This is a genomic window from Beutenbergia cavernae DSM 12333, from assembly GCF_000023105.1.
GTDB classification, from domain to species: domain Bacteria; phylum Actinomycetota; class Actinomycetes; order Actinomycetales; family Beutenbergiaceae; genus Beutenbergia; species Beutenbergia cavernae.
This window is the reverse complement of the sequence record NC_012669.1, coordinates 475,293-500,998: the sequence shown is the minus strand read 5'-3', so window position 1 is coordinate 500,998 and position 25,706 is coordinate 475,293. Positions and strand designations below refer to the sequence as shown.

Below are 25,706 nucleotides of genomic sequence, written 5' to 3'. Positions count from 1 at the left end.
GGCGCCTGCGGCCTCACGGCGTCGGCGGCAGGTCCCCGAGCGCGACGGGCGGTACGAGCACACCCGCGGACACCCGCACCCAGGTGTCGCCGGAGACCCGCCGCTCCGCCCGCGTCGTGTACCGGTACCGATAGACGCGCGCCCGCACGAACCGCGGCGCGACGCCGTCGAACGGGTCGTGCCGCAGCAGTCGCAGCGTCGCGGGATCGGCCTCGAGCAACCGCCGCAGGAATGCCACGAACCAGGCCTCGTCGCGGCCGCCGAGCGCGAGGAACCACATGAGCCAGTCGAGACGCAGGTGGTACGGGGCGACCTGCGGCGGCCGCCGACGCACCTCACCGGGCTTGCCGCGGAAGCCGTACTCGCGCCAGTCGTCCTCGGTGGGCTCGGCCGCGAGCGTGCCCGCCACCACCACCTCCCGACGACGCCGCGTGATCGACCCGAACGCGCCGTACGTGTTGCCGAGGCGGAACCGGTTGAAGCTCGCGTTCATGAGCTGGCGCTGAGAGAGCAGGTTGCGCACCGGCCAGTACGACAGCACCACCGTCAGCACGAAGAACGCGGCCACGACGACACCGAAGCCGATGTTCGCGCCGGAAGCGACGCCGTCGTCGGCAGGCTCCGGAAGGAACGGCAGGAGCCACCGCCACGAGGAGTCCGAGATCGCTGACGCGGCCAGGACCATCGTCAGCGCGTTGAGCCACGCGAAGTTCCCGGTGACCACGAGCCACGCCTGGGTCAGCACGATGACGCCCGCCGCGATCGACGCGACCGGCTGCGGCGCGAACAGCAACCACACGATCCCGAGCTGCGTCACGTGGTTCCCGGCCACCTCCACGCGGTGCCACCAGCGCGGGGCGTGGTGGGCGTGCCAGCTCAGCGGACCGGGCATCGGCTGCGTCTCGTGGTGGTAGTACAGCGCGGTGAGGTCGCGCCAGGCCGGGTCGCCGCGCATCTTGATGAGCCCCGCACCGAACTCGACGCGGAACACCAGCCACCTCGCGGCGAGGAGCACGAGCACGGGCGGGGCGACGTCGTCGGACCCGAGGAAGGCCACGATGAACCCGGCCTCGAGCAGCAGCGTCTCCCAGCCGAACGCGTAGAACGTCTGCCCGACCTCCACGATCGAGAGGTACAGCACGTACAGCAGGAGGAACGCCACGAGCGGCACCCACCACGGCCCCGCCTGCGGCAGCCCCACCACGAGCGAGAGCGCGAGCAGCAGGCCGACCCAGCCCACCGTGCGCAGCAGCGCGTCGGAGTACCGCCACCAGAAGAGCGTGAGCACGCGCGAACGTCGCGTCACCCGCTCGAGCCGCGCGAGGTAGCGCGGAACCGGGAGCAGCCCGCCCGAGCCGAGCAGCGCCGGGAACTGCCGCAGCACCGCGACGAACGCGAGCACGAACACCGCGGCCACACCGCGCTGCAGGATCTCGCGGGCGATCGTGTAGTCGCCGGCGGCGAACCACTCCACCCGAGCGACGCTAGGCCGACGGCGTGGGGTGCGCGAGGCGTCCACCGGCGCGTTCGCCGTCGCCGAGTGCGGGGTGAGCGTCCGAGTGTGGTGCGTGCCGGCCCGCTCTCGGACGCTCACCCCACCCTCGGCATCCGCGACTGGTTGCACTTTAGGATCAGTCGCGGGTAACGTCGTCGGACCCACCGAGAAGGAGTCGAGCCGATGACGACGACGCAGCCCACCTCCCGTCGCGACGTCCCCGCGCGCGCCGGCGCCCGCGAGTGGACGGCGCTGGGCGTGCTCGCACTCCCCGCGCTCCTGGTCTCGATCGACGTGTTCGTGCTGCTGCTCGCCCTGCCGTCCCTGAGCTCCGACCTCGGGGCCACCGCAACCCAGCAGCTCTGGATCCTCGACGTCTACGGGTTCATGCTCGCCGGGTTCATGCTCACCGCCGGCACGCTCGGCGACCGGATCGGACGCCGTCGCCTGCTGCTCATCGGAGGCGCCGCGTTCGGCGTCGCGTCGATCGTCGCCGCTCTCTCGACCGGCCCGCTCATGCTCATCGTCGCGCGAGGCGCCCTGGGCATCGCGGGAGCCACGCTCGCGCCGTCGACCCTCGCCCTCATCAGCAACCTGTTCCGCGACCCCGCGCAACGCGCGCAGGCGATCGGCGTGTGGCTGGTGTGCTTCATGGGCGGCGCCGCCCTCGGCCCGGTGGTCGGCGGCATCGTGCTCGAGCACTTCTGGTGGGGCGCGGCGTTCCTGCTGGGCGTGCCGGTGATGGTGCTGCTGCTGATCCTCGGACCGCTCCTGCTGCCGGAGTACCGCGACGCCACCGCGGGGCGCATCGATCTCGCGAGCGTCGCCCTGTCGCTCGCCGCGATCCTCCCGTTCGTCTTCGGGGTCAAGGAGCTCGCGCGCGCCGGATGGGCGCCGCTCCCCGCGCTCGGGCTCACGGCCGGGATCGCGTTCGGCGTGGCGTTCGCCCGCCGCCAGCTGCGCCTGACCGACCCGGTGCTCGACCTGCGCCTGTTCCGCAACCACCGGTTCTCGGCCGGCGTCGGCGGCATGCTGCTCATCGCCTCCACCGGCGTGACGATGTACCTCGTCACGCAGTACCTCCAGCTCGTGCGGGGCATGGGACCGCTCGAGGCCGGCATCGCCACGCTCCCCGGAGTCGTGGCGTCGATCACCGGCTTCCTCGTGTCGCCGCTGCTCGCGCGGCGCGTCCGACCGGGCGTGCTCATCGCGAGCGGCATGGCCGTGGCGGCGTCCGGCGTCGTCGTGCTCACGCAGGCGGGAGTCGGCGGCCCGCTGACGTTCGCCGTGCTCGGCTACGCCCTGTTCCAGCTCGGCTGCGGGCCGATGGTCACGCTCGGCACCGACCTCGTGGTGGGCTCGGCGCCGCCCGAGAAGGCCGGGTCCGCGGCCGCCGCCTCCGAGTCCAGCGGCGAGCTCGGCTACGGGCTGGGCATCGCCGTCGTCGGCTCGGTCGCTGCCGCCGTGTACGCCTCACGCCTGTCCGCGTCGACGACGGCGTCCCTCTCCGCCGCGGACGAGGCGGCGGCACGCGGAAGCCTGGCCGGCGCCGTCGAGGTCGCGCGCACGCTCGGGGACGACGCGCTGCTGGACGCCGCACGGGAGGCGTTCCTCGCCGGGATGCGGGCCGGGCTCGTCGGCGTCGTCGGCGTGATGGTGGGCGTCGCCGTCATCGGGCTCGGAGCGTTGCGCCACGTTCCTTCGCTACGTCAGGGGCACTCGTCCGGCGCCTCCGCGCCGCAGCCGGCCCCCGCCGGCGAGGACTCCTGACGCCGCTCGGGCCGCACCGTTGGGGGCCCTCGTCGATCCTGCGGAAATCTTGAGCCGATCGGCTGGGGACGGCGGGGGGCGCCGGGCTACAGTCGACCTCAGCTGGCCCGCCGACCGCCCCCTGCCGGCGGGCCAGTCACCAATCCAGGGGTAGAGGTTTCCCCTCCGCCCCTCGTCTGGCCCACCGACCGCCCCCTGCCGGTGGGCCAGATTCATGTCCGGGATCAGGCGCCTCGAACGCCCGCGGACCGGGCGAGCCAGTCGCGGACGAGCGCCTCGTCGATCTCCTCGGCCGCCGCGTACTTCACCGTCGACATGCGGGCACCCGGCACGAGCGTGCCCGAGGTGTCGTCGATCGGCTCGGCGTTCCAGATCATGAAGGTCACGTAGCGCGGGAAGGGCTTGAAGCCGGCGACCGGCCGCGCTTCGTCGAGCCACACCGGATGCCCGTGGTAGACGCGGGCACTCGCCTCGGGAAGAGCCGAGTCCAGGAGCGTGCACAGCCGCGTGGCGGTCTCGCGTCGCTCGTCGTCGAGTCCGGCGACGAGCTCGTCGATGGTGGTCATGGTGGGGATTCCTCTCGGTCGGGTGCGGGGTCGGGAAGGTGGCCGAGGTCAGGCGGGCCGGTAGGTGAGGTCGAGCACGCCGGTGGCGAACGTCGTCGAGCTGGCGAGCGCCAGCGGCACTCGCGTGGCTCCTCGGCCGGGCGCCTCGCCGTCCGCGAACGCGCCGCCGTCCGCGAACAGGCGACGACCTGCGCCGAGCACGATCGGGTGGACGAGCAGCCGCAGCTCGTCGACCAGACCGGCCGCGAGCAGCGCCTGGGTCAGGGTGATGCTGCCCGTCACGGCGATGTCCCTCCCGGGCGACTCCTTGAGCCGGGCCACCTCGCGGAGCACGTCGTGCGCGACGACTGTCGTGTTCTGCCAGTCGGGGTCCACCAGTGTCGTCGAGACCACGACCTTGCGGACGCCGTTGATCGCGTCCGCCATCGCGCCGGTCTGGTGCGGCCACACGGCGGCGAACTCCTCGTACGTGGCCCGCCCGAGGAGCAGGGTGTCGGCCTCGGCGTAGAGCTGGCCGAGCGCTGCCCCCATCTCGTCGTTCAGGTAGGGGAAGTGCCAGGTCTGCGGCGACTCCACGACGCCGTCGAGCGAGACGAACTGGCCGACGACGATCTTGCGTGTACTCACAGGTGACTCCAAGGGGGTGGTGGTGTCGGGCTGACGCCCGGGGATGGGTGGGGGCAGGGATGCCGGTCAGAAGGCGACAGCGAGCCGCTCGCTCTCGTCGTCGGCGAGGAACTCCTGCTGGATCCGCGGCGACGCGTGGATGCACATCATCCGGAGCGTCTCGGTGCCGGCGGCCCGGAAGGCGTGCGCCGTGTCAGGGCCGACGACGACGACGTCGCCCGCGTGCGCGAGCGTCTCGCCGTCGGCGGTGCGCATGTGAGCGGTGCCGGCGAGGACCACCCACGTCTCGGAGTACGGGTGGACGTGCGCGTCCGGCCCCTGGCCCGGCTCGTTCTCCACGTGGAAGTACGAGATCCCGGAGCCGTAGCCCTCCCCCTCGAAGCGCACGGTCCGACCGGTCCCGATCCGCAGGTCCGCCTCCTTGGCCACGATCAGCATGGGTGTCCTCCCTCGTTCGGCCCGACGCGGTGCCGGGGGCAGTGCAGCCATCGTGTGGGTTGCAGGTGGACCACCACCTCGGTGGTGACCACGGAGCCGCTACGGACTCGGTACGGAATCTCGCGGGGCAGCAGCCGCCCGGGACCGGACCTCCCGCGGCCGGCCTTGCATACTGGGGGCGTGCCCACCCTGCCCGCGGAAGCGGTGACCCCTCGCGAGCACGACGTCCTGGTCGGTGTGGCGCAGCACCTGACGAACGCACAGATCGCCCGGGACCTGCACCTGTCGGTCCGCACCGTCGAGACCCATGTCTCGGCGCTGCTGCGCAAGCTCGGTGTCGCGAGCCGGCGCGACCTCGCGGCGACCGCCGCGGGGCTCACGGCTCGCCCGGACGGGAGTGCCCGGCCCGCCGATCACGACGGGCCTCGACGCGTACCCGGACCTCACCGGCACTCGCTGCGCAGCGCCGGGACGCCGTCGGGTGTGATCGGCCTGCCCGCGCCCCGCACGTCGTTCGTCGGCCGACGTGCTGAGGTCGACGCCGCCACCCGGCTGGCGCAGGAGTCGCGCCTGACGACGATCGTCGGCCCGGGCGGTGCCGGGAAGACGCGGCTCGCCATCGCCGCGACGACGGCGGTGGCGCCGGCGTTCCCGTCAGGCGGAGCGTACGTGGACCTCGTCCCGACCCGGCCGGGACACGTCGACGAGGCCGTCGCCACAGCGCTCGGGGTGACGGAGGGCCCGGGGCAGACGCTGCGGCAGGCGCTCGCGGCCGCTCTTCGAGGTCGGGTGCTCCTCGTGCTCGACAACGCCGAGCACCTCGTCGACGACGTCACCGGGCTCGTCGAGGACCTCCTCGATGCCTGTCCGGGGCTGAGCATCGTGGCCACGAGCCGAGAGCGTCTCGCCGTCGCCGGTGAGACGGTCCTCCTGCTCGGGCCGCTGCACGTGGCCGACGAGGCCGTCGTGCTGTTCACCGAGCGTGCCCGCGACGGCGACCCGGCATTCGCTGCCGAGCCCGCCGACGTCGAGGACCTGTGCCGGCGTCTGGACTGCTCACCGCTCGCGATCGAGCTCGCCGCAGCCCGGGTCGCCTCCCTGGGAGTCGCCGGGCTCCGGGCCGGCCTCGCCGACCAGCTGCGCGTCGTCGCCGCGTCGCGAGGCGGGCACGAGCGGCACCGCTCGCTCCGCGCCGTCATCGAGTGGAGCCATCGCCTGCTCGCCGCGGACGAGCGGTACGTGCTCGCCCGGACGTCGCTCTTCGCCGGCTCGTTCACGCTCTCCTCGGCGGCCGCGCTCTGCCCGGACCTGGCGCCCGGCACGGTGGCCGACGTCGTCGGCCGGCTCGGCGACAAGAGCCTCGTGCACCGCGCGGAGGACGCCGCCCGATGGACGCTCCTGGCGAGCGTCCGCCAGTTCGCCCGTGAGCAGCTCGACGCGTCCGACGACGCGGGGCGCACCGTCGGGCTCTACCGCACCTGGGCGGCGTCGACTGCCGCGGACCTGAGGCGCCGCATGGCGTCCGGCGCGGACTGGTGGGACGCCCTCGAGCTCGTGCAGGACGACCTGCGTGCGTGCGCGCGCCTCGAGGACCCGAGCGTCCCCACGCGTGACGGAGGCGGCCGCGCCCTCCCGGGCGGCGGAGGTGGTGGTGCCACCCGGCACGCCCTCGTCCGTGACCTGGCCCGGTTGACCACCGCCCGCGGCTGTGTCGGCGAGGCGCGCGGCCACTTCCTCGCGGCAGCCCGCCTCGCTCCCTCGGGGGCGGCGGCAGCGCGGGACCTGGCGGACGCCGCGAGCTGCGCCCACCTGCTCACCCACGCGAAGGACGCCTACGACCTGCTGCTCGAGGCGGCGCAGGTGGCCGGCGCGGACGGCGGCGTCAGGGCCGACGCGCTCGCGGGCGCGGTCGTCGTGGCGCGGCGCTTCCTCGGCTCCGGTTTCGAGCGGCCGGTGGAGCGGCCGGTGCTGGAGGGGATGTTCGCGGAGGCGGATCGGATCGCTGCAGGGGACGACGACGGCGCGTCGCGGCGGGTCGCACCAGTGGCGGTCGCGCGCGCCTGGTTGTCGGGCGACGGCGCGCAGCTGGTCGACGCCGGGGCGGCCGCGCACGCCGTGGCGCAGGTTCGCGAGACGGGAGACGTCGTGCTGCTCAGCGCGGCGCTGGACGCCAGCAGCACCGCGTGGGCGGCGTCCGGCCGGCCGGACGAGTCCCACCGGCTCGCGGGTGAGCGTCTGGACCTCGTCGCGCTCATGGACCGGAGCGATCCGGGAGCGCTCGTCGAGATCGTGGACGCCCACCGGGGGGCCTCGGCCTACGCGATCGCGACGGGCGCCGTCGCCGAGGCGCTCGAGATCGGCGAACGTGCAGCCGCGGAGACCTCCCTGGCGGCCTATCACCGGCGGAGCCTCGACTGGCTGGTCGTCGCCGCCGCGCTCGCCGGGGATCACGCGCGCGCCGTCGACCTGGCCGAGCGTTCCTGGAGCGCGTTCCTGGACGCCGGGCGGCCTCGCACGAGCACGTTCGGCGTACCGATGCTGGCGGGCTCGCTCGCGGCCGGACTGGCGGGAGACTCCGGCGGGGCCGACCGGTGGCGCGAGCGCGCACGCGAGGGCACCGGCCTTGCCGACTTTCACGCCTCGCCCAACCTCGCGCCCTGGGACGCGTTCGTCAGAGCTCGGCTGGCGCTGCACACCGGTGAGCTCGACGGCGTGCTCGCGTCCGTCGGTGCGGAATTCTCCCCGGGACGCTTCGACGGGTACGCCGCCGCGGTCGCGGCCGAGATCGCCGTCGTCGCCGGATCACCGAACGTCGAGGACCGGCTCGAGACCGCCGCTCGCCACGCGGGCAGGAACCGGTGGGTGGCGGCATCGCTGCAGCGGAGCCGGGCTCGCCTCACCGGCGACACCGACGCGCTGCACGACGCGGCCGAGCTGTTCGGGAACCTGGGCGCAGCGTTCGAGCGGGAACGCACGCTCGCTCTCGTCGGCACCTGAGGCCGCCGGCCACCCTCGCCTTGCGGGCGGGTCCGAGTGGTCCTACGTTCCAGCGCATCAGCACACGACGCGGTGCCTCGTCCGGCCGCACTGGATACGAGGTCGCTCATGCTCCAGCTCCCCGTCGGCACGCACGCCGGGTCCGCCGAACCCTTCTCGCTCGACGGCGCACGGTTCAACCGTCACACGTTCTGGTGCGGCCAGAGCGGCTCGGGCAAGACGTACGCGCTCGGCGTCGTGCTCGAGCGGCTCCTCCTGGACACGGGGCTGCCGATGCTGGTGCTGGACCCAAACTCGGACTTCGTCTCGTTCGGTCAGCCCGCACCGAGCGCGCCGGAGGACGTCGCGCAGCAGATCCGCGAGCGGGACGTGCGGGTGTTCCGGCCGCGCGGCGAAGGGGGTGAACCGCTCCTCGTCCGCTTCGTCGCCATGGACCTCGCCTCACGCGCCGCCGTGCTGCGCCTGGACCCCATCGCCGACGCCGAGGAGTTCAACGCCATGCGACGGCTCCAGGACGACTCCGGCCCGCAGGACGCCGACGCGCTCGAGGCCGCACTGCGGCAGTCGTCGGAGCCCGGCGCCCGGCCGCTCCTGCTCCGGGTGCAGAACCTGGGCACCCTCGGCTGGGACGTGTGGGCGCGGGGGCGGGTGAGCGTCGAGTCGGTGATCGAGGAGAGACCCGCGGCGACGGTACTGGATCTCGGCGGCTTCGACGAGCCCGAGGAGTCGACGACGGCGGCCCTCGCGGTGCTCGACCGGCTGTGGGCGCTGCGCGCGGAGCGCAAGCCCTTGCTCATCGTCATCGACGAGGCCCACAACCTCTGCCCTCCGGACCCGCTGACGCCGGTGCGGCGGGCGATCACGGAGAGGATCATCCAGATCGCGGCGGAGGGCCGGAAGTACGGGCTGTGGCTGCTGCTGTCGACGCAGCGACCGTCGAAGATCCACCCGCAGGTGCTCTCCCAGTGCGACAACCTGTGCCTGATGAAGCTCAACGGGCCTCTGGACCTCGCCCACCTGGGCGAGTTCTTCGGCGCGGTGCCGCCCGACCTCCTCCAGCGAGCGCCGTCGTTCCGGCAGGGCCAGGCACTCTTCGCCGGCGGCTTCGCGGCGACCCCGACGATCGCGCAGCTCGCGGAGCGGTTCACGCTGGAGGGCGGCTCGGACGTCACGGTCCCGCTGCGCGGCTGACGGCGCCGGGGCTTCGCCGCACGCGAGGCGTCCGTGCCGGAACGAGAACGGCGCCACCGCCGGTCTCCCAGCAGTGGCGCCGTTTCCGTCGCTGTCTCAACGAGCGCGCCCGGAGGGACTCGAACCCCCAACCTTCTGATCCGTAGTCAGATGCTCTATCCGTTGAGCTACGGGCGCGTGGCCCCGGAACGTGCCGTGGGCCGCGTAGCAGGATACCCGCTCCGGGCGCCTCGCGACGAATCAGCCCGGGCGACGGCGGGTGTGTGGTCGGTCACGACCCGTGCGGTGCGCGTGGGTGCGGTGCGCGCACTCGAGCGAGGTGAGTGCGAGTGCGGTACGCGCGGGTGCGGTGAGTGCGAGTGCGGTGCGTGCGCGCGAGTGCGGGCCGGCACGCACCGCACTCGCGCGCACACCCCGCACTCGGCGACTCCGTCCTCCCGCAGGGGGACGCGCCGTCGTCGTCCACCCCACCGTGGGACCACGCCGCTCCGGCGACGTCCCGCCCGCGGACCGACGCAGCCGCACCGCCGCGCCGTCGAGCATGGACGACATGACAGACGCCTCCCCTCTCGTCGCGCGCCGACTGGCGAAGACCTACGGCGACGCCCAGAACCCGACGGTGGCGCTCGACGGCGTCGACCTCACCATCTCCCCCGGCCAGTCGGTCGCGATCATGGGGCCGTCCGGCTCCGGGAAGACGACGCTCCTGCACTGCCTCGCGGGGATCCTCGCGCCCTCCGGCGGCACCGTCACGTGGCGCGGCGCCGAGCTCGGCGGCCTGTCCGACGCGCAGCGCACCGCGCTACGCCGCGACGACTTCGGCTTCGTGTTCCAGTCCGGGCAGCTCCTCCCCGAGCTCCCGGCCGAGGAGAACGCCGCGCTGCCGCTGCTGCTCGCCGGGTCCGAGCGCCCGCACGCGGTCTCCCGCGCCCGTCAGTGGCTCGGTTACCTCGGGCTCGCCGGGATGGAGCAGCGCCGACCGGGCGAGCTCTCCGGCGGGCAGGCGCAACGCGTCGCGATCGCGCGGGCGCTCGTCGGCAACCCCGGCGTCGTGTTCGCCGACGAACCGACCGGCGCCCTGGACCGCACCACCGGCTACGAGGTCATGCACGCGCTGACGACGGCGACCCGCGCGTCGGGTGCGGCGCTCGTCGTCGTCACGCACGATCCCGAGGTGGCGCGCTGGTGCTCCCGCACCATCTCGATGCGCGACGGGCGGATCATCGGCGAGGCGGTGCAGGAGGCGGCTGGTGGTCAGGCCGCGGCCGCGCCGGTGGCGCCGTCGGCCCAGCCCATGGTCGCGCCGACGCAGCAGCCCGCACCCCCCGCCCAGCCGGCCCAGACCGCACCGCAGGCGCCGGCAGCCCAGCCCGCACCCCCAGCCCAGCCCGCACCCCCCGCCCCGCCCGCACCTCCCGCCCAGCCTGTCGCGCCGGCCGGGACGACGCCGTGGGGCGGCGCCCGATGAGGCAGACCGTCTCGCTGTGGTGGATGCTGCGCCGTCGGAGCGCGGGTCGGAGCGACCCGCAGGGGCTCACGGCGGTGCTCGCGACGATCGCGTTCGCGGTGACGACGGCGGTGGTGCTCGTCGTGCTGGGCGGAGTCCTCGCGTTCCAGGAACGCGCAGTCGGCGCGGACGAGTTCAGCGACGCAGCGGTCTACCCGATCCTGGCCTACGTCGCCGCAGGTCTCCTCGTGATCCCGATCGTGACGCTCGGCGCCGCGGCGGCCCGGCTCGCGATGGCCCGCCGTGACGCGCGTCTTGCGGCGTTGCGTCTCGCCGGCGCGACGACGTCGCAGGTCGGCCTGCTCACGCTGCTGGAGGCGGCGTCGCAGGCTGTCGTCGGTGCCGTGCTCGGCGTCGTCGGCTACCTCGCCCTCATCCCCCTCGTCGCGCAGCTTCGCTTCCAGAACCGCACGTTCGAGCTGGCGGAGCTGTGGGTCGGGCCCGGCTATGTCGCCCTGGCTGTGCTCGCCGTCGTCGTTCTCGCCCTCGGTTCCGCCGCGCTGAGCCTGCGCCGCGTCGCGATCACGCCGCTCGGCGTCGCAGCACGCGTGACTCCGAAGGGGCTGTCGTGGCTCCGCGTGGTGCCCGTGGTCGTGGCCGGCGGCGCGTGGATCGCCCTGCTCAACTCGCCGTATGCGGGGATCGGCATCCTGCTCGCCGTCCTGCTCGTCGGGTTCGCGATCCTCAACGTGGTGGGGCCGTTCGTCGTCTGGCTCATCGGCCGGGTCACGACAGCGCGCGCCCGCTCCGCGGCGACCCTCATCGCCGGCCGCCGCATCCTCGACTCGCCCAAGACGGCGTGGCGCACCGTGGGCGGCGTCAGCCTCGCCACGTTCATCGCCGGCATGGCGAGCGTGATGTCCGTCCTCACCGGCGCGGACGCCGACGTCGTCACGCGCGACATGGCGACCGGCGGCTTCCTCACGCTCGGGATCGCCGGGCTGCTCGCGGCGGTCTCGGCCGGCGTCATGCAGTCGGGCCGGATCATCGACCAGCGCGCCGAGTACCGGACGCTCGCCCTGACGGGCGCCGGGCTGGGCGTCATGCGGTCGGCCCAGCTGCGCGAGATCGTGATCCCGCTCCTCGTCGGGATGGGCGTCGCGGCGGGGTTCTCGCTGATGTTCCTGGTGCCGATGCTCGGCTTCTCGGCCGTCACCGACCCGAGCGTCGTGCTCCAGTTCGCGGTCAGCGTGCTCGCCGCGTTCGCGCTCGTGATCGCCGGCGTCCTCGCCTCGCGGCGGGTGCTGCGCACGGTGCTCACGCAGGAGGCGTGACGGTCAGTCGCTGAGGTAGTCGCGCAGCACGACGGCCTGGTTGTGCTCCGCGTCGCGCGCGGAGTAGACGAGCGTGACGACGTCGTGGGAGCGGACGATGCCGCGCAGCGTCTCGACCGCCGGGTTGGTCGCGAGCTCGGCCCGGTACCGGTCGGCGAACTCCTCGAACAGCCGGGCCTCGTGGTGGAACCACCGGCGCAGCTCGTCGCTCGGTCCGACGTCGCGCAGCCAGACGTCGACGTGCGCCCGCTCCTTCGACACGCCGCGCGGCCAGAGGCGGTCCACGAGCACGCGGTATCCGTCGCCGTGCGCCGCGTCGTCGTAGACGCGCTTGGTCGCGATCGTCATGCACCCAGCCAAACGCGCCCGACGACGTCCCGCACGCCGGGCGGGCCGGTCGCACCACGCGCGCACACGCGAGGCGAGCACCGGGCGTCGCCCTTCGCTCAGCGGGGTCGCCAGGCCGCGAGCGCCCGCCCGTAACGCTCCACGGGTTCCACGCCGCCGACGCTCGCGAAGTACTCGCCGTTCATGTACGCGCCGAACGTCGTCACATGTCGGATCCCCCGGGAACCATACGTGTCGAGGTCGGCCTCCAGGACTCCGTCCGACCACGGGAGCTCCACGGCGGGCATCGTCCAGTCACTGAACAGCGACACGTCGAGCCAGTACTCCAGGACCTGCGCCGTCGCAGCCGGGAACACGGTCAGGTTCTCGTCCAGCCGGTCCAGGTACTCGGCGTGCGAGACGCGCAACATGTCGCGCCGGCCGGCCCGCGGCGACGACCGGTCGGGGACGCTGGGGTCCCAGCCCGGCCCGTTGGCCTCGGTCCGCGACAGAGGCACCTCCCACGTGCGGAAGAAGGGCGCGAACTCCAGGAACACGCCCTTCTCCGGCACCGTGGCCACCGGTGCCGCCATCGTGGACTGGTAGGCAAGGTGCGACAGCTGCGCAGCGGGTCGCACCCGGCGCAGCGCACGCATCACGTGGTTGGAGATGAGGAGCGACTGGTCGCTGGGCGACAGCTCGGAGCATCGCGGGCAGTGACACCAGCCGCCGCCGTCGTCCGCCCAGAAGTAGAAGCGGTCGGTGGTCGTGGCGGACCGCTCGAGCTCCGTGACGGCGTGCTCGGCGATCACGTCGAGGGCGTCGGGCGAGCTGGCGCAGCAGTTCGCGTCAGGGGTGCGCACGCCGTCGGCCCCCGCCCGGAACATGCCCGGGGCGGTGTCGAACAGGGCGCGCGGGAGCAGACGGTCGAGCGCGTGCTGCTGCTCCTCGATCGCCAGGCCGAGCTCGGCGCAGCGCGCTCGCAGCTCGTGCGCGGCCGGCGAGGCCCAGCCGTCAGCGCTCGTGTGGACGCTGACCGTGGTGAGGCCGGCCCGCGCGGCGAGGGCAGGCCAGTCGTAGCTCGTGACGTCGTCCCACGTGAGCACGATGCCCCGCGTGGTGAACCACGGCTGAGCGGAGGGCGACGGCGCGGGAGGGGTGGTCATCTGGCGTGTCCTTCGGGTCCGGGTCGTCGGGCGGTGGTGTCGGCGACCTGGCGGGCGATCCCCCGCAGGACGGCGGTGGCAGAGTCCGGCGAGACCTCGAGCCGAACGTCCCGCTGGAGCGTCGGGGGGAGGGCGTGATCGAACCGGTTGGCGACGATCTCCCCGACCTCGGGGACGGCGTCGATCACGCCTCCGCCCACGACGACGCGGTCGAGGTCGAGCGCAACGGCGAGCCCGGCGAGGGCGCCCCCGAGCGCCGCGCCCGCCGCCGTGACGACCTGTGCCGCCGTCGGATCGCCGTGCCGGTACCGCTGCGCGACAACGCCCACGCCGACGGCGCCCTGCCCCGTCAGGTGCGCGTGGTACCGGTCGATGCCGGAACCCGAGGCGATCCCCTCGAGGTGTCCCGGAAGGCCGCAGCCGCACCACGGGCCCACGCTCTCCCCGGCTGCCATGTGTGCGATCTCGCCGGCCGTGAAGCGCCGCCCGCGGTGGAGCTCGCCGTCGATCACCAGGCCCGCCCCCAGGCCGGTCCCGACCATCACCGCGAGCAGCGAACCGCCGTCGTCGGCCGCAACACCGGAGGCGAAGGCGTTGCAGTCGTTGTCGACGACGACGGGCAGGCCGAGGCCGGGTTCGAGCGCACGGCGCAGCCGTGTACCGCTCCAGTCCGCGAGGGTCGAGCCGGCGGCCACCACCACACCCCGGTCGCGGTCGACCGTACCCGCGCACGCGAGACCCACGCCCCGGGGGCGCACCGCGGAGCTGGCGACGAGTGCCTCGACCTCCGCGCGGACCGCCTGGAGCACGGGGGCTCCACCCTCGCGCGGCGTGGCGCGCCACCCAGCCTCCCCGACCTGGTCGCGGCCGCAGACCAGCGCCGAGCGGATCTTGGTTCCCCCGACGTCGACGGCGACGACGGGTGCCCCGTCGTTCGTCCCCGTCATCCGGGCCCTCCGGAGGTCCCTCGACCGGCCTCCGCCGGCTCGTGATCACCGCTGCGGCGCGGGGTGACGGCCGCGAACCGACGCGTCAGGTCGATCGGGCTCGTGATCGCGCCCCCGACGACCACCGACCAGGCGCCGAGCGTGAACGCCGCCTCGACCTCCGCCGGCTCGGTGACACGTCCCTCGACGATCACCCTCATCCCCAGCGGGACGAGCTCAGCGACCAGCTCGAGGCCAGGACCCACGGTGGCGGACGTCTGCGGCGTGTGGCCGTACAGGGTCGTGCCGACGACGTCGACCCCCGCCTCCCATGCGCGTTCGGCCTCGGAACGCGTCGAGATGTCCGCCATCACCGTCGCCGTCCCGTGAGCGCGGATCCGCCGGACGATCCGGTGGAGCGCCGCCACGTCGGTCCGGTACTGCATCGAGGCGTCCACCGCCACGATGTCGGCGCCCGCGTCGAGGACCTCGATGACGTCGGCCTCCGTGGGCGTGATGCGTGGACGCTCGCGGTCGGCGACCTTCTTGATGCCGATGATGGGCACGTCGGTGGCTCGACGTACTGCGCTGATGTTCTCGGACCCGTCGATGCGCACGCCCACGGCGCCGCCGAGGACGGCGGACCGGGCGAGCGCCACGATGTGGTCGGGGGCGTCCAGCGGTTCGCCCTGCCGGGCCTGGCACGAGACGACGAGCCCACCCCGCAGGCGCTCCAGCGAGGGTGTCGTCACTTCAGCGCACCTCCGATCGCGCCGCTGACGAAGAAGCGCTGCGCCAGCAGGAAGAGGAGGATCAGCGGTCCGGCAACGATGAGCGTCGCGGCCGACAGCAGCTCCCACTGGTTGTTGCCGTACTGCCCGTAGAACGAGAACAGGCCGAGCGAGATCGTGCGCAGCTCCGGGGACGCCAGGTAGATCGTCGCCCCGATGATGTCGTTCCAGACGCCGATGACCTGCAGCAGGAAGACGGTGATGACGACGGGCCGGCACAGCGGGAAGACGAACGTGAGCACGTACCGCAGGTACCCGCAGCCGTCGAGCGCCGCCGCTTCGTCCAGCTCCCGGGGGAGACTGCGCAGGTAGCCCATGACCAGGAGCGGTCCCAGTCCGAGCCCCGCGGTCATGAGGAGCATGTACCCGAGCCGCGTGTCGTACAGCCCGAGCTGCAGGACGAGCTGGAACTGCGCCACCAGAGCGTTCGGCAGGAACAGCGAGATCACGAACAGCACGCGGAAGAACCTGGACCATCGCACGTAGTTCCGAGCCACCGGGAACGCGATGAAGACCGACAGCACGGTGCTGACCGTGGCGCTCACCATCGCGTAGACCACGCTGTTCGCGACGAGTGAGCCGAAGTCGCCCTGCCGCCAGGCGGCACTGAAGTTCTCCAGAGCCGGGGCGTCCACGATCCCCATCGGATCCCGGTTGAACTCGCCGGGGGCCTTGAGCGCTGTGTTGAGCAGGAAGAAGAGCGGGAACAGGTAGACGACGGCGATCAGCAGCATCGCCACGTACACGAGCAGCGTCGACAGCCGCTTCGACGTGCGAGCCTCGCGCTTCCTCGGTGCCGCCTGGACCGGCGTGCGGCTGAGCTCCAGAGTGGTCACAGCTGGGTCTCCCGTCGGCGGAGGTAGGCGAGGAACACCAGCGCCACGACGGCGACCAGCACGAACTGGACCATCGAGACGGCCGCGGCGTAGCCCTGCTCGGACGAGCCGAAGCCGAGCGAGAAGATCTGCATGGCGAGGACCGACGTCGTCGGCCGGTCGCCGGTGAGCACGTAGATGATCTGGTAGGTCTGCAGGGACCCGACGATCGAGATGATCATGTTCGCGGTGATGGACGGGGCCACCATCGGGATCGTCACGTGCCGCACCCGCTGTGCCGCGTTCGCGCCGTCGACGGTCGCCGCCTCGTACAGGTCGTCGGGAACCGCCTGGAGACCGGCGTGGTAGATCATCATCGTCGTCCCGATCGCCGCCCAGATCTGCACGAGGATGATGAGCGGGAACGCCAACCTCGGATCGCCCAGGAACGCCGACCTCGCTCCGAAGATCTCCCAGAGGGACGCCGCGGGGCCACCGGTCGGGTTCAGCATGAGCGACCACACGAGCCCCACCACCGTGACGCCGAACGCCACCGGCATGAAGACGATGCTGCGCGCGATCGCGGCGCCGGGGAGCCGGCGGTTGAGGATGATCGCGATGAACAGGGCGAGCGCGTTGAGGATGACCGTCACCGAGAAGGCGAACACGATGGTGCGCACGATCACGCTCATGTTCGCCGCGGCGGCCCCGGCCGAGAAGAACCGCCGGTAGTTGTCGAGCCCGGTCCACTCCCAGGGGACGTTGGGCATCCCGGAGATGTTCGTGAAGGACATGCCGATCACGGCGACGGCGGGGATGAGCCCGAACAGGGCGAACAGCAGCAGGCCGGGGGCCATCGTGACAGCGGGCGCCCAGCGCCCCGCGCGCGTCGTCCCGAACGGGTTGCTCGTCGGCCTCCCTCCGGGACGACGCGCGCGGCGATGGCTGTCCGTCACGGCAGGGAGTCCAGCCCGACCTGCCAGTCGTCGTTCATCCGCGCCGTCAGCTCGGCCATGTCGGTGTAGGTGCCGACGGGCGCGACGTTGTCGAACGCGAACGGGTTCGCCGCCAGCGGTCCGGCGTAGCGGTTGCCGTGGAAGACCTGGTCCCACGACGGCGTGAAGCCACCCTCGGGCAGGTACTGCTGGACCCCCTGCAGCACCGGGCCGAGCTCGACGTCAGGCTGCGCCGTGCCGAACCCGGACGCGACGATGAAGTCGCTGTAGACCTCCGGGTCGGAGTACAGCGCCAGCCACTCCATCGCCAGCTCCTGGTTGTCGGAGCTGGTCGGGATCGAGAGCGAGAACTCCAGCTTTCCGGCGATCGTGTCGTTGTCAGCGGCGTTGTCGCTCCCGGGGAGCGGGAAGTAGCCGAACTCGAAGTCCGGGTCCGCCTCCTGGATCGCGGGGATGCTCCAGCCGCCGTCAGGCATCATCGCGGCGTCGCCGGCGGCGAACCGCGCCGGGACCGAGGAGTAATCGATCCCCTCCCACTGCGGGTACGTGTGGGCGTAGATCGTCGCCAGCCGCTCCATGAGCGTGACGACCTCCGGGTCCGTCAGCTGTACATCGCCCTCCCACAGCCCCTGGTCGAGTGCCGCGCTGTCGGGGAAGAGTGACTGCACGAGCCCATACATCGGTGCACCCGCGGGCCACACGTCCTTGCCGCCCATGATGAACGGTGCGACGCCGGCCGCCTCGAACACGTCGATGACGTGCAGGAGCTCGTCCCAGGTGGTCGGCAGCTCGAGGCCGTGCTCCTCGAAGAGAGCCGTGTTGTAGTACACGCCGCCCACGAGGCTCGTGCCGGTCGGGACGGCGTACGAGCGGCCCTCGTACTCGTACGCCTCCATGATCTCCGGGCTGAAGTTGTCCAGGAACGGCTGGTCGGTCAGGTCCACCCAGGTCCCGGCCTGCAGCCCCACCACCCAGTCGCTCTCGGTCTGGTCCTGCACCCAGTCGGGCAGCAGGCGCGTGCCGCCCGAGGACGACCCCTCCGTGATGTCCACGTTCTCCGCAGTGAGACGCGTGTTGCGGACAGTGAAGAAGTCGGCACCCTGCGCCGTCGTCAGCTCGACGGTGACTCCCGGGTGCTGCTCCTCGAACATCGCGTTGATCGCCTCGAAGCCGGCGTCCGTGGGCGGGTTGGCGTGCACGAAGATTCGCAGGGTCGCCTCCTCCTCGCCACCCTCCCCTCCCTCGGATCCGCTGCTGCACGCACTCGCCACCAGAGACGTCGCACTGACGAGCGCCAGCGCGGCGACGACCCGCCTTCGGGTTCGCTTCATGGTCTTCTCCCACTCGATGGAACGGTCATGGAACGGTCGACGTGAACCTGGCCGACGCCGCTGCGCTCCCCCATGAGCCTCGGAACGACCGGTTCGATAGGTCTAGTCCACTTTGGGACTACCTGTCAACGACGGGGTGGTCCTCGCTCGATTTCATAGGTTTCGCTGGCCCAACCACCACAGACCCTTCCCTCCGTCGGGTCAGGTGGTCTAACGTCTGGTCCAGACCACTGACCGATGGGGTGACGGCATGACCACGACGCAGGCGGAGGACGGCAAGGCGGAGCGGGTGCGCCGGCACCTGGAGCAGCTCATCGACACCTCGCTCCAGCCGCATGACCGACTGCCTCCCGAGCGACTCCTGGCGGCGCAGCTCGACGTCAGCCGGATGACCGTGCGCCAGGCTCTCGACTCGCTCGAGGCCGAGAAGCGCGTCTACCGGGTGCAGGGCTCGGGCAACTACGTCGCCGAACGCGTCATCGAGAAAACCATCCGCCTCACGTCGTTCACCGAGGACATGCGGGAACGGGGCATGACGCCAGGGGCGAGGCTCGTGACGAGCGGGACGGAGCACGCCGGCCCGGAGGTCGGTGCGCGGCTCGGGCTCAGCCCCGCGGACGCCGTCGTGAGGATCAACCGGATCCGCCTCGCCGACGGCGAACCCGTCTGCCTCGAAGCCGTGCACATCAGCGAGAAGCGAGTGCCCGGACTCCTCGAGGAGGACCTGTCCGGGTCCCTCTACGACCTCCTCACCACCCGGTACGACATCGCCGTCTCCACGGCGCAGCAACGCATCGGCGCGACGGTGGTCGACCAGGCCGACGCGAAGCTGCTGGAGGTGGCGCCGTTCTCGCCGGCGCTGGTGATCGAGCGCCTCACGCTGGACCAGCACCGTCGCCCTCTCGAGTACACGCGGTCGCTCTACCGAGCAGACAGGTATTCCTTCCTCATCGACATCGAGCGCTAGGAGACATGACCCTCATGAATCAGGAACGCGAGACGGCCCAGGCCGCGAGGATCACGCGACGCGGGCTGCTGCGCACGGCTGGGATCGGCACCGGAGCCATCGTCGCCACGACCCTGGGGACCGCGCCAGCCACGGCGACTCCGGGGGCCGGCTGGGAGAACGTGAAGGACCACGGCGCCGTCGGGAACGGGACAGCCGACGACCTGGCGGCGATCCGAGCGGCGATCGATGCCGTCGACGCCCAGGGCGGCGGCATCGTGTTCTTCCCGAGCGGGCGGTACCGCCTCGGTGACGCACTCCGGATCGGCGACGGCAGCGACGCCGCTGTGTCGACGCGACACCACCGCGTCACGTTGCAGGGCAGCGGGCGGGGCGGGTCGCCGTCCCTGAACTTCGTGCAGAACGACGGCGCGACGGAGCTCGTCTACGACGGCCCGGTGGACCCGGACGCCGCGGCTCTGAGCCTCGAGGGCCCGCTCCACAGCCTCGCCGTCTCGAACATGGTGGTGAACGCGAACGCGAAGGCGGGGTACGGCGTCCGCGTCAACCACGTCACGGACTCGATCTTCACGAACGTCATGACCCGGGCTGCGACGGTGAGCGGCTGGATCCTCACGTCACGCAACGGCTTCCCGCCCGGGTGCGTCTACGGGTGCGGGAACAACGTGCTCCTCCACTGCTGGTCCTACGACGCGGAGCCTGCGGCCCACGGGCTCGTCATGACGTCGGGCGTCACTGAGTCGGTCACGCTGACCGGCAACCCGGACGCAGCGAACAACGACGTCATCGGAGGTGTCTACTTCTACGGCGGGAGCGCCGGCACGGCTGGCTTCTTCCTGCACGGGGCCGACAACAACACTGTCTACGGCGCGCAGGCGATCCCGAGCGGTGGTGCGCAGGGCGGAAGCTCGGTGTACTTCCAGCCGTGGTCCGGTGATCCACGTTTCCCGCTCGAGAACGTGTTCACGAACATCGGCATGAGCCAGGACGTGGGCGGCACGTCGGGGACGTTCGGGAACATCTTCACGACGTTCCAGGAGGGCGACGGCGCAGCACTCCCCGACCTCCCGTACATCACAGCGATGTCGCACCGCGGCGTCCAGAGTGCGTACGGCAAGCGCGTGCTCCGGACGCGGGACCTCCAGCTCGCCGCGCTGGCCACGAGCACCACCGTGACCACGCCTGACTACTCCGGCGTCCCCGGGCTGTCCGTCGCGCTCACCGGCGTCGCCTCCGGCTCGGCACGTGTGCGAACCACGTTCACGGGCGTCATCGAGAAGGCCCAGGGCGGGACCGGTGACCTGTGTCTCGCCGTCGACGGTGTCCCGATCGAGCACACCCGGCAGCGGGCCGCGGCGGGCGCGGGTCAGGTGAACGCGAGCGCCGCCGTCGTCGTCGAGGCCGACAGCGAGACACCCGAGCTGAGCGTGGTGGCACGGTCCAGCAACGGCCACCCATTGACCGTCCACGCCGGCTCCCTCACGGTGGAGGAGCTCTACTGAGGCCCGGGTCCTCCCGCGGGCGCGGAGGAAAGAAGGCCTTCCCTACATTCGCCGCACGGTAAGGAATGGCTAACCTGCGCACGTCGGCCCGCTTTCACTGAAGGCAAACCTGGCCTTGCTGGAAATGCGCCAGGAATAGTGGTCGTATCAGGGCATGACGACGCTCCACGCCGACCACGACCTGCTCTCCCCCACGTCCGCCTCCTCCTCCGAGGCGCGGTCCGAGAGCGGCGAGCCCCTGGCCCAGGGGCTCGCCGCTCGGCTGAACTGGCTGCGCGCCGGCGTGCTCGGGGCGAACGACGGCATCGTCTCCGTGGCGGCAGTGGTCGTGGGTGTGGCCGGGGCGACGTCGTCGACGCCCGCGATCGTCGTCGCCGGCGCCGCGGCGCTCGTCGGCGGCGCGCTCTCGATGGCGCTGGGCGAGTACGTGTCGGTGTCGAGCGCGCGCGACAGCCAACACGCCGTCATCGCCCGGGCACGCCGGAACGCCACCGACCCGGAGCGCGGGCTCGCCGACGTCGCCGCCGCCTACGAGCGCCGCGGCGTGTCCGCTGCCACGGCTCGACAGGTGGCCGCGGAGCTCGTCGCGCACGACGCCGACGCCGCCCATCTCGAGGCCGCCGGGATCGATGAGGACGACGTGGTCAGCCCCTGGCACGCGGCGGGAGCCTCGGCGCTGGCGTTCGTGCTCGGTGCGCTGCTGCCGTTCCTCACGGTGCTGCTCGTGCCGGCGCCGGTGCGGATCGTCGCGACGGTCGGCGCCGTGCTCGTGGCGCTGGCGGTCCTCGGCGCGGCAGGCGCGCGGCTCGGCAGGGCGCCGATGGGGCGCCCGACGGCGCGGGTCGTGCTCGGCGGCGCACTCGCCCTGGCCGTGACGTACGGGATCGGGTCGTTGCTCGGCGTGACCGGCGTCGTCTGAGCCGACCGTCACGCCACCAGCGACGTGACGATGAGGGCGACGCCGACGAGCGTGTCGAGCACGCAGCAGAACTCCGCCATCGACGAGGCGACCACCCGCCGGGTTCGGTGGTGGTAGACGTCCCACCCGGCGTGGGCGAGCAGCCCGACACCGACGAGCACCCCGGCCCACGGCTGCCCGACCCACGCGGCCACCACCACCAGCGCGACGATGAGCACCATCACCCCCGCCTGCAGGGGCATCCCCCACGGCGGGCGGAGCGCACCGCGTGCCAGCCCGTACACGAGCAGGGCCACGGCGATGCCGGACATCCACAGGGTCGGGTCGAAGCCGGGCACGGCGAACCCGATCCCGATGAGCACGAACGTCATGGCGAAGAGCGGCCACGCGGCTGCCCGACGACGCAGCGCACCGGCACCGAGGTAGACGAGCCCGGCGGCGGTGAGGATCTGCGCGAGGTCGCGCAGGTCGGCGAACCCGACCCAGAAGGCCGCGGCGAGCGAGGCCGCCATGACGATGCCCGCCGCCGTCGGCCACCGACGGCCGAGCCACGCCGTGCGACGACGGCCGGCGCCCTGCGCGACTGTCACCACTGGCTCGCCTGGTCGACGGACGGGACCGTCTCGCCGGGTGCCGTGAACGCCGCCAGCGCCGTCGCCGCGATCGTGGCCGCCGCATCGTGCGGCGCGAGGCGACCGGCGTCGATCTCGACCGACGCGCCGTGCATCAGCCGGTGCAGCGTTCCGGCGAGCCACGAGGACGGCACGTCGGTGCGGAACGCCCCCTCCGCGCGTCCTCGGTCGATCAGCGACTCCACCCTCGAGACGGGCCCGGCGTGGAGCTCGAGCATGCGCTCCGGCGGGAGCGTGGCCGCGGCGACCGTCATGAGCGCGCCGATCTGGACGATGAGCAGCCAGCTCGATCCGATCAACCGCACCAACGCCTCTCGGGCGTCTCCCGTGAGGTCGACCTCGTCCAGCGCCGCATCGCCTTCCGCGATCGTGCGGGCGACCACCGCGTCGACGAGCTCGGCCCGCGACGCGAAGTGCCCGTACAGGGTGATCCGGCCGACCCCGGCCTCCTGGGCGATCTGCGCGATGGTCGCCTCGGGGTCGCGACTGAGCCGCGACGCCGCGGCGTCCAGGATCGCCTCGATGTTGCGCCGCGCATCAGCACGCTTGACGGTCTGCCCGCCCGCATCTCTCGCCACGACTGCCTCCTCGAACGCGTCGACCCTTGTTGAACACTCATGTACAGGTTACGGTGCGGGGACAACTCGGACAAGCCTGTTCGGTCGAAGGGGCGACGATGACTGACACCTCTGTCCCGCCGATGGACGACGACGCCGAGCTTGCGCGCCGGGTCATCGACGCCGGCCGCTACCTCGTCCTCGCCACGGCGGGCGCCGACGGCGTCCGTGGCCGACGCCCGTCTGGTACGCCCGGGAGGGACGGGAGTTCGTGTGGGCCTCCCGGCCCCAGGCGCGTCACTCGAGCAACATCGACGCGCGGTCAGCGGTGGGCTTCGTGATCTTCGAGACGCCCGTATCCGTCGAGGGGCGAACACGCGCGGTGTACGCGGAGGCGACGGCCGCCGAGGCGTCGGAGGCTGACCGCGCGCGCTGCCTCGGCGTCGTCGATCGCCGCTCCCGCGCCGAGGGACTGGGTGGCTGGACCACCGAACGCGTCACCGCACCCGCCGACCTGCGGCTCTACCGCGCCGTCGTCTCGCGGCTCTTCGTGCTGCACCCCGACCGTGACCTGCGCCGGGAGGTCGACGTCGACGCCGTCATCGCGGCCGGCTAGGCACGGCCGCCCGTCGCAAGCTCCGCGACCTGCCGCGCTCCGGACGCCGGGCCTGTCAGCCGGCGCAGCGTGTCGGCGTGGGCGGACGTCCACTCGGCGACCAGCGACGCGGCACCCTCCAGCTGAGCCTCGACGACCCCGAGACTCCGCGTCGGCACGACCGCCCCGAGCTCCACGAGGAGCGACCGCAGGTGGATGTCGGTCGAGAGCAGGTGCCCCGGCGCCGCGCTCACGACCACGCCGACAGCCGTGACGCCGTCGAGCCCGTTGCTCCCGTACCCGTCGAGGAACAGCTTCAGCAGCCCGGTGTACGTCGCCTTGTACACGGGCGTCGCGACGACGAGGAGGTCGGACGCCGCGGCGAGCTCGCGAGCCGCGCGCGGACCCTCGCCCGCCGGGTCGATCAGCGCCGCACCGAGGGCGGCGAGGTCGACGGTCTCGATCTCGTCCGCGTCGACGGCGCGAGCGAGCTGGTCGACGACCGTCGCGGTGAGCGCGTGCGTCCGGGATCCCTGGCGGGGATTGCCGACGACGGCGGTCAGCAGGGTCATGCTGCCTCCTCCTCGCGCTGTCCCGGCCAGTGTGTCGGACGCCTGGTGCGGGCCGTCGACGGCGTCGCAGCGTCTCGCATGCTGACGCGCTCAGACGAGGCCGAGCTCCCGCGCCCGCACGCCCGCCTGGAAGCGCGACTCGGCCCCGAGCGCGTCCATCAGCTCGGCCACGCGGCGGCGGTACGTGCGCACGCCGAGCCCGAGCATCCGGGCCGCCGTCTCGTCCTTGACCCCCTGCCCGAGCAGATCGAGCACCCGCGGCGCGAGCTCGCGGATCTCGGCGATCCGGGCGTCGAACACGGCGAGATCCGTGGCCGAGCGCCAGGCTGCCTCGAACAGCGACGTGACCCCCTGCACGGCCTCGCGCTGGGTGATGACGCTGTAGCTGCGCCGTCCGGCGCTGAGGTCTCCCGCCAGGATCACCAGGCGACGATCGAGGATGATCGTCTCGTTGATCTCCTCGGTCGTGATGCGGATCTGCGCGCCATGGCGGTCGCGGGCCTTGGCCAGCCCTCGCGCCGACACCGGGTCGAGCAGCACGTTCGGCCGGTAGACCTTGCGGATGCGGACGTCGTTCTCACTCTGCGCCCTGAGCGCGGCGGTGAACTCGGCCGAGCCGTGGGCGCCCGCCCAGGTGACCAGGTCGTTCGCTGCGCAGGCGACGTCCGTCGCAGTCGCGAACAGATGTGTGGTGCGGGCGAGAAGCTCCGCTTCGCCCTGCACGATCGTGACGGCTTCACCGGTCTGCATGACGTCGATTCTGCTCGACGTGGCAAGGTCCTGCCAGGATCGGCAACAACCTGCCATTCCTGCGAGCCGACGCCGTCGGCAGCGGATGCTGGCGGCATGGCCACTTCAACGACGGACACCCTGACCACCCCCGACGCCGCCGCCGGCACCTGGCGCCTCGGCGACCTCACGGTCAACCGGCTCGGCTTCGGCGCGATGCGCCTCGCCGGCATGCCGTGGGACCCCGCACCCCGGAGGCGGGGCGACTCGATCGCCGTCCTGCGCCGCGCCGTCGAGCTCGGCGTGAACCACATCGACACCGCCGCCTTCTACCTCCTGCCCACCCGATCGATCAACGAGCTGATCAGCACCGCCCTCCAGCCGTACTCCGACGAGCTGGTGATCACCACGAAGGTCGGCGCGTCCCGCTCGCGCGACGGCGAGTTCGAGCCGTACGCGCGCCCCGACCAGCTGCGCGGCCAGGTCGAGGAGAACATCCGTCAGCTCGGCCTCGACCACCTCGACGTCGTCAACCTGCGCTGGGGCTCCGGCCTGGTGCAGGAGGCAGGGTCGGTCGCCGAGCACGTCGGCGCGCTCGCGGATCTCCGTGACGCGGGCCTGATCCGCCATATCGGCGTCTCCAACGTGCTGCCCGAGCAGCTGACCGAGGCACTCGAGGTCACACCCGTGGTGTGCGTCCAGAACCGGTACGGCCTCACCGAGCGGGCCGACGACGGACTCCTCGCCCAGTGCGGCGAGCTCGGCATCGCGTTCGTCCCGTTCTTCTCCGTGGGAGCGGCCATCCCCGGCGCGGCGCCGGGCGGCGGCGTCCCCGACGACACCGGTCGCTCGGAGGTCGCCGCCGTGGCCGCGGCCCACGGCGCGACGCCGGCCCAGGTCCGGTTGGCCTGGACGCTGCACCGCGGTCCGCACGTCCTCGCGATCCCCGGCACCGGGAGCGTCGCGCACCTCGAGGAGAACGTCGCCGCCGGCGCACTCCGCCTGAGCGACGACGAGCTCGCGCTGCTCGACGGGATCCGGTCCTAGACCGCGTGG

At 72.5% G+C, this 25,706-nt stretch carries 24 protein-coding genes, 1 tRNA gene and 1 pseudogene; 10 read left to right on the top strand and 16 right to left on the bottom strand.

Annotation, left to right across the window (positions count from 1 at the left end):
• Window positions 1-13: 13 nt before the first annotated feature.
• On the bottom strand, window positions 14-1,474 hold the full coding sequence (locus tag BCAV_RS02260) for a lipase maturation factor family protein (RefSeq protein WP_012725492.1): 1,461 nt from the start codon (window positions 1,472-1,474) through the stop codon (window positions 14-16).
• Window positions 1,475-1,678: 204 nt separating this feature from the next.
• Here BCAV_RS02260 and BCAV_RS02255 point away from each other — a divergent pair, with 204 nt between their 5' ends.
• Window positions 1,679-3,265 (top strand): MFS transporter, encoded by a 1,587-nt coding sequence (locus BCAV_RS02255; RefSeq protein ID WP_012725491.1) that lies wholly within the window; start codon window positions 1,679-1,681, stop codon window positions 3,263-3,265.
• A 224-nt stretch (window positions 3,266-3,489) separates the two neighbouring features.
• On the opposite strand, the gene BCAV_RS02250 is transcribed toward BCAV_RS02255, so the two are convergent.
• The 3 genes from BCAV_RS02250 to BCAV_RS02240 all read right to left on the bottom strand — a co-directional run bounded on the left by BCAV_RS02250 (window position 3,490) and on the right by BCAV_RS02240 (window position 4,896).
• A complete protein-coding gene (locus tag BCAV_RS02250; protein ID WP_012725490.1) occupies window positions 3,490-3,831 on the bottom strand; it encodes a DUF1801 domain-containing protein in 342 nt (113 codons plus the stop codon).
• 48 nt (window positions 3,832-3,879) lie between these two features.
• Window positions 3,880-4,458 (bottom strand): dihydrofolate reductase family protein, encoded by a 579-nt coding sequence (locus BCAV_RS02245; protein ID WP_012725489.1) that lies wholly within the window; start codon window positions 4,456-4,458, stop codon window positions 3,880-3,882.
• A gap of 66 nt (window positions 4,459-4,524) precedes the next feature.
• Window positions 4,525-4,896, bottom strand: a complete 372-nt coding sequence (locus tag BCAV_RS02240; protein ID WP_012725488.1) for a cupin domain-containing protein — start codon at window positions 4,894-4,896, stop codon at window positions 4,525-4,527.
• A 180-nt stretch (window positions 4,897-5,076) separates the two neighbouring features.
• Between BCAV_RS02240 and BCAV_RS02230 the strand changes: the two genes are divergently transcribed.
• Together BCAV_RS02230 and BCAV_RS02225 are read left to right on the top strand one after the other, a co-directional pair.
• Window positions 5,077-7,893 carry an ATP-binding protein gene (locus BCAV_RS02230; RefSeq protein ID WP_012725487.1) on the top strand — a complete coding sequence of 939 codons (2,817 nt, stop codon included), beginning with the start codon at window positions 5,077-5,079 and terminating at the stop codon, window positions 7,891-7,893.
• A gap of 108 nt (window positions 7,894-8,001) precedes the next feature.
• A complete protein-coding gene (locus tag BCAV_RS02225; RefSeq protein WP_012725486.1) occupies window positions 8,002-9,084 on the top strand; it encodes an ATP-binding protein in 1,083 nt (360 codons plus the stop codon).
• 104 nt (window positions 9,085-9,188) lie between these two features.
• On the opposite strand, the gene BCAV_RS02220 is transcribed toward BCAV_RS02225, so the two are convergent.
• Window positions 9,189-9,261, bottom strand: a tRNA-Arg gene (locus BCAV_RS02220).
• Between the two features lie 373 nt (window positions 9,262-9,634).
• Here BCAV_RS02220 and BCAV_RS02215 point away from each other — a divergent pair.
• Entirely contained in the window at window positions 9,635-10,552 is a 918-nt protein-coding gene (locus tag BCAV_RS02215) for an ABC transporter ATP-binding protein (protein WP_012725485.1), read from the top strand.
• The gene (locus tag BCAV_RS02210; protein ID WP_012725484.1) at window positions 10,549-11,865 is read left to right on the top strand and encodes an FtsX-like permease family protein; all 1,317 of its coding nucleotides are present in this window, start codon (window positions 10,549-10,551) and stop codon (window positions 11,863-11,865) included. The genes BCAV_RS02215 and BCAV_RS02210 overlap by 4 nt, the downstream gene beginning before the upstream one ends.
• A 3-nt stretch (window positions 11,866-11,868) precedes the next feature.
• Here the strand turns inward: BCAV_RS02210 and BCAV_RS02205 are convergent, their stop codons facing one another.
• From BCAV_RS02205 to BCAV_RS02175, 7 genes are all read right to left on the bottom strand, one after another.
• Window positions 11,869-12,213: a DUF488 domain-containing protein gene (locus tag BCAV_RS02205; RefSeq protein ID WP_012725483.1), complete on the bottom strand. Its 345-nt coding sequence runs from the start codon at window positions 12,211-12,213 to the stop codon at window positions 11,869-11,871.
• 98 nt (window positions 12,214-12,311) lie between these two features.
• On the bottom strand, window positions 12,312-13,358 hold the full coding sequence (locus BCAV_RS02200; protein ID WP_012725482.1) for a DUF4838 domain-containing protein: 1,047 nt from the start codon (window positions 13,356-13,358) through the stop codon (window positions 12,312-12,314).
• Complete coding sequence (locus BCAV_RS02195) at window positions 13,355-14,305, bottom strand: ROK family protein (RefSeq protein ID WP_012725481.1); 951 nt, start codon at window positions 14,303-14,305, stop codon at window positions 13,355-13,357. Before BCAV_RS02195 ends, BCAV_RS02200 begins: the two co-directional genes overlap by 4 nt.
• Window positions 14,302-15,036, bottom strand: coding sequence for an N-acetylmannosamine-6-phosphate 2-epimerase (locus tag BCAV_RS02190; protein ID WP_012725480.1), 735 nt, complete (start codon window positions 15,034-15,036; stop codon window positions 14,302-14,304). The genes BCAV_RS02195 and BCAV_RS02190 overlap by 4 nt, the downstream gene beginning before the upstream one ends.
• Window positions 15,033-15,911 carry a carbohydrate ABC transporter permease gene (locus tag BCAV_RS02185; RefSeq protein WP_012725479.1) on the bottom strand — a complete coding sequence of 293 codons (879 nt, stop codon included), beginning with the start codon at window positions 15,909-15,911 and terminating at the stop codon, window positions 15,033-15,035. The genes BCAV_RS02190 and BCAV_RS02185 overlap by 4 nt, the downstream gene beginning before the upstream one ends.
• Complete coding sequence (locus tag BCAV_RS02180; RefSeq protein WP_245528929.1) at window positions 15,908-16,846, bottom strand: carbohydrate ABC transporter permease; 939 nt, start codon at window positions 16,844-16,846, stop codon at window positions 15,908-15,910. The genes BCAV_RS02185 and BCAV_RS02180 overlap by 4 nt, the downstream gene beginning before the upstream one ends.
• Window positions 16,843-18,177, bottom strand: a complete 1,335-nt coding sequence (locus BCAV_RS02175; protein WP_012725477.1) for an ABC transporter substrate-binding protein — start codon at window positions 18,175-18,177, stop codon at window positions 16,843-16,845. Before BCAV_RS02175 ends, BCAV_RS02180 begins: the two co-directional genes overlap by 4 nt.
• Before the next feature lie 250 nt (window positions 18,178-18,427).
• Between BCAV_RS02175 and BCAV_RS02170 the strand changes: the two genes are divergently transcribed.
• The 3 genes from BCAV_RS02170 to BCAV_RS02160 all read left to right on the top strand — a co-directional run bounded on the left by BCAV_RS02170 (window position 18,428) and on the right by BCAV_RS02160 (window position 21,565).
• Window positions 18,428-19,144 carry a GntR family transcriptional regulator gene (locus BCAV_RS02170; RefSeq protein ID WP_012725476.1) on the top strand — a complete coding sequence of 239 codons (717 nt, stop codon included), beginning with the start codon at window positions 18,428-18,430 and terminating at the stop codon, window positions 19,142-19,144.
• Between the two features lie 14 nt (window positions 19,145-19,158).
• Entirely contained in the window at window positions 19,159-20,646 is a 1,488-nt protein-coding gene (locus BCAV_RS23115; RefSeq protein WP_012725475.1) for a glycosyl hydrolase family 28-related protein, read from the top strand.
• A gap of 154 nt (window positions 20,647-20,800) precedes the next feature.
• On the top strand, window positions 20,801-21,565 hold the full coding sequence (locus BCAV_RS02160) for a VIT1/CCC1 transporter family protein (RefSeq protein ID WP_012725474.1): 765 nt from the start codon (window positions 20,801-20,803) through the stop codon (window positions 21,563-21,565).
• An 8-nt stretch (window positions 21,566-21,573) separates the two neighbouring features.
• Here BCAV_RS02160 and BCAV_RS02155 read toward each other — a convergent pair whose 3' ends face one another.
• Both BCAV_RS02155 and BCAV_RS02150 read right to left on the bottom strand, forming a co-directional pair.
• Window positions 21,574-22,155: a hypothetical protein gene (locus BCAV_RS02155; protein ID WP_012725473.1), complete on the bottom strand. Its 582-nt coding sequence runs from the start codon at window positions 22,153-22,155 to the stop codon at window positions 21,574-21,576.
• Window positions 22,152-22,775: a TetR/AcrR family transcriptional regulator gene (locus BCAV_RS02150; RefSeq protein WP_012725472.1), complete on the bottom strand. Its 624-nt coding sequence runs from the start codon at window positions 22,773-22,775 to the stop codon at window positions 22,152-22,154. The genes BCAV_RS02155 and BCAV_RS02150 overlap by 4 nt, the downstream gene beginning before the upstream one ends.
• A 214-nt stretch (window positions 22,776-22,989) precedes the next feature.
• Between BCAV_RS02150 and BCAV_RS02145 the strand changes: the two are divergent.
• Window positions 22,990-23,370: pseudogene (locus BCAV_RS02145) on the top strand (hypothetical protein); the annotation flags it as partial.
• On the opposite strand, the gene BCAV_RS02140 reads toward BCAV_RS02145, so the two are convergent.
• Both BCAV_RS02140 and BCAV_RS02135 read right to left on the bottom strand, forming a co-directional pair.
• Complete coding sequence (locus tag BCAV_RS02140) at window positions 23,367-23,921, bottom strand: NADPH-dependent FMN reductase (RefSeq protein ID WP_012725470.1); 555 nt, start codon at window positions 23,919-23,921, stop codon at window positions 23,367-23,369. The pseudogene BCAV_RS02145 and the gene BCAV_RS02140 sit on opposite strands and share 4 nt — an antisense overlap.
• 90 nt (window positions 23,922-24,011) lie before the next feature.
• Complete coding sequence (locus BCAV_RS02135; RefSeq protein ID WP_012725469.1) at window positions 24,012-24,671, bottom strand: response regulator transcription factor; 660 nt, start codon at window positions 24,669-24,671, stop codon at window positions 24,012-24,014.
• A gap of 96 nt (window positions 24,672-24,767) precedes the next feature.
• Between BCAV_RS02135 and BCAV_RS02130 the strand changes: the two genes are divergently transcribed.
• Window positions 24,768-25,697 carry an oxidoreductase gene (locus BCAV_RS02130; protein ID WP_012725468.1) on the top strand — a complete coding sequence of 310 codons (930 nt, stop codon included), beginning with the start codon at window positions 24,768-24,770 and terminating at the stop codon, window positions 25,695-25,697.
• Window positions 25,698-25,706: the final 9 nt, after the last annotated feature.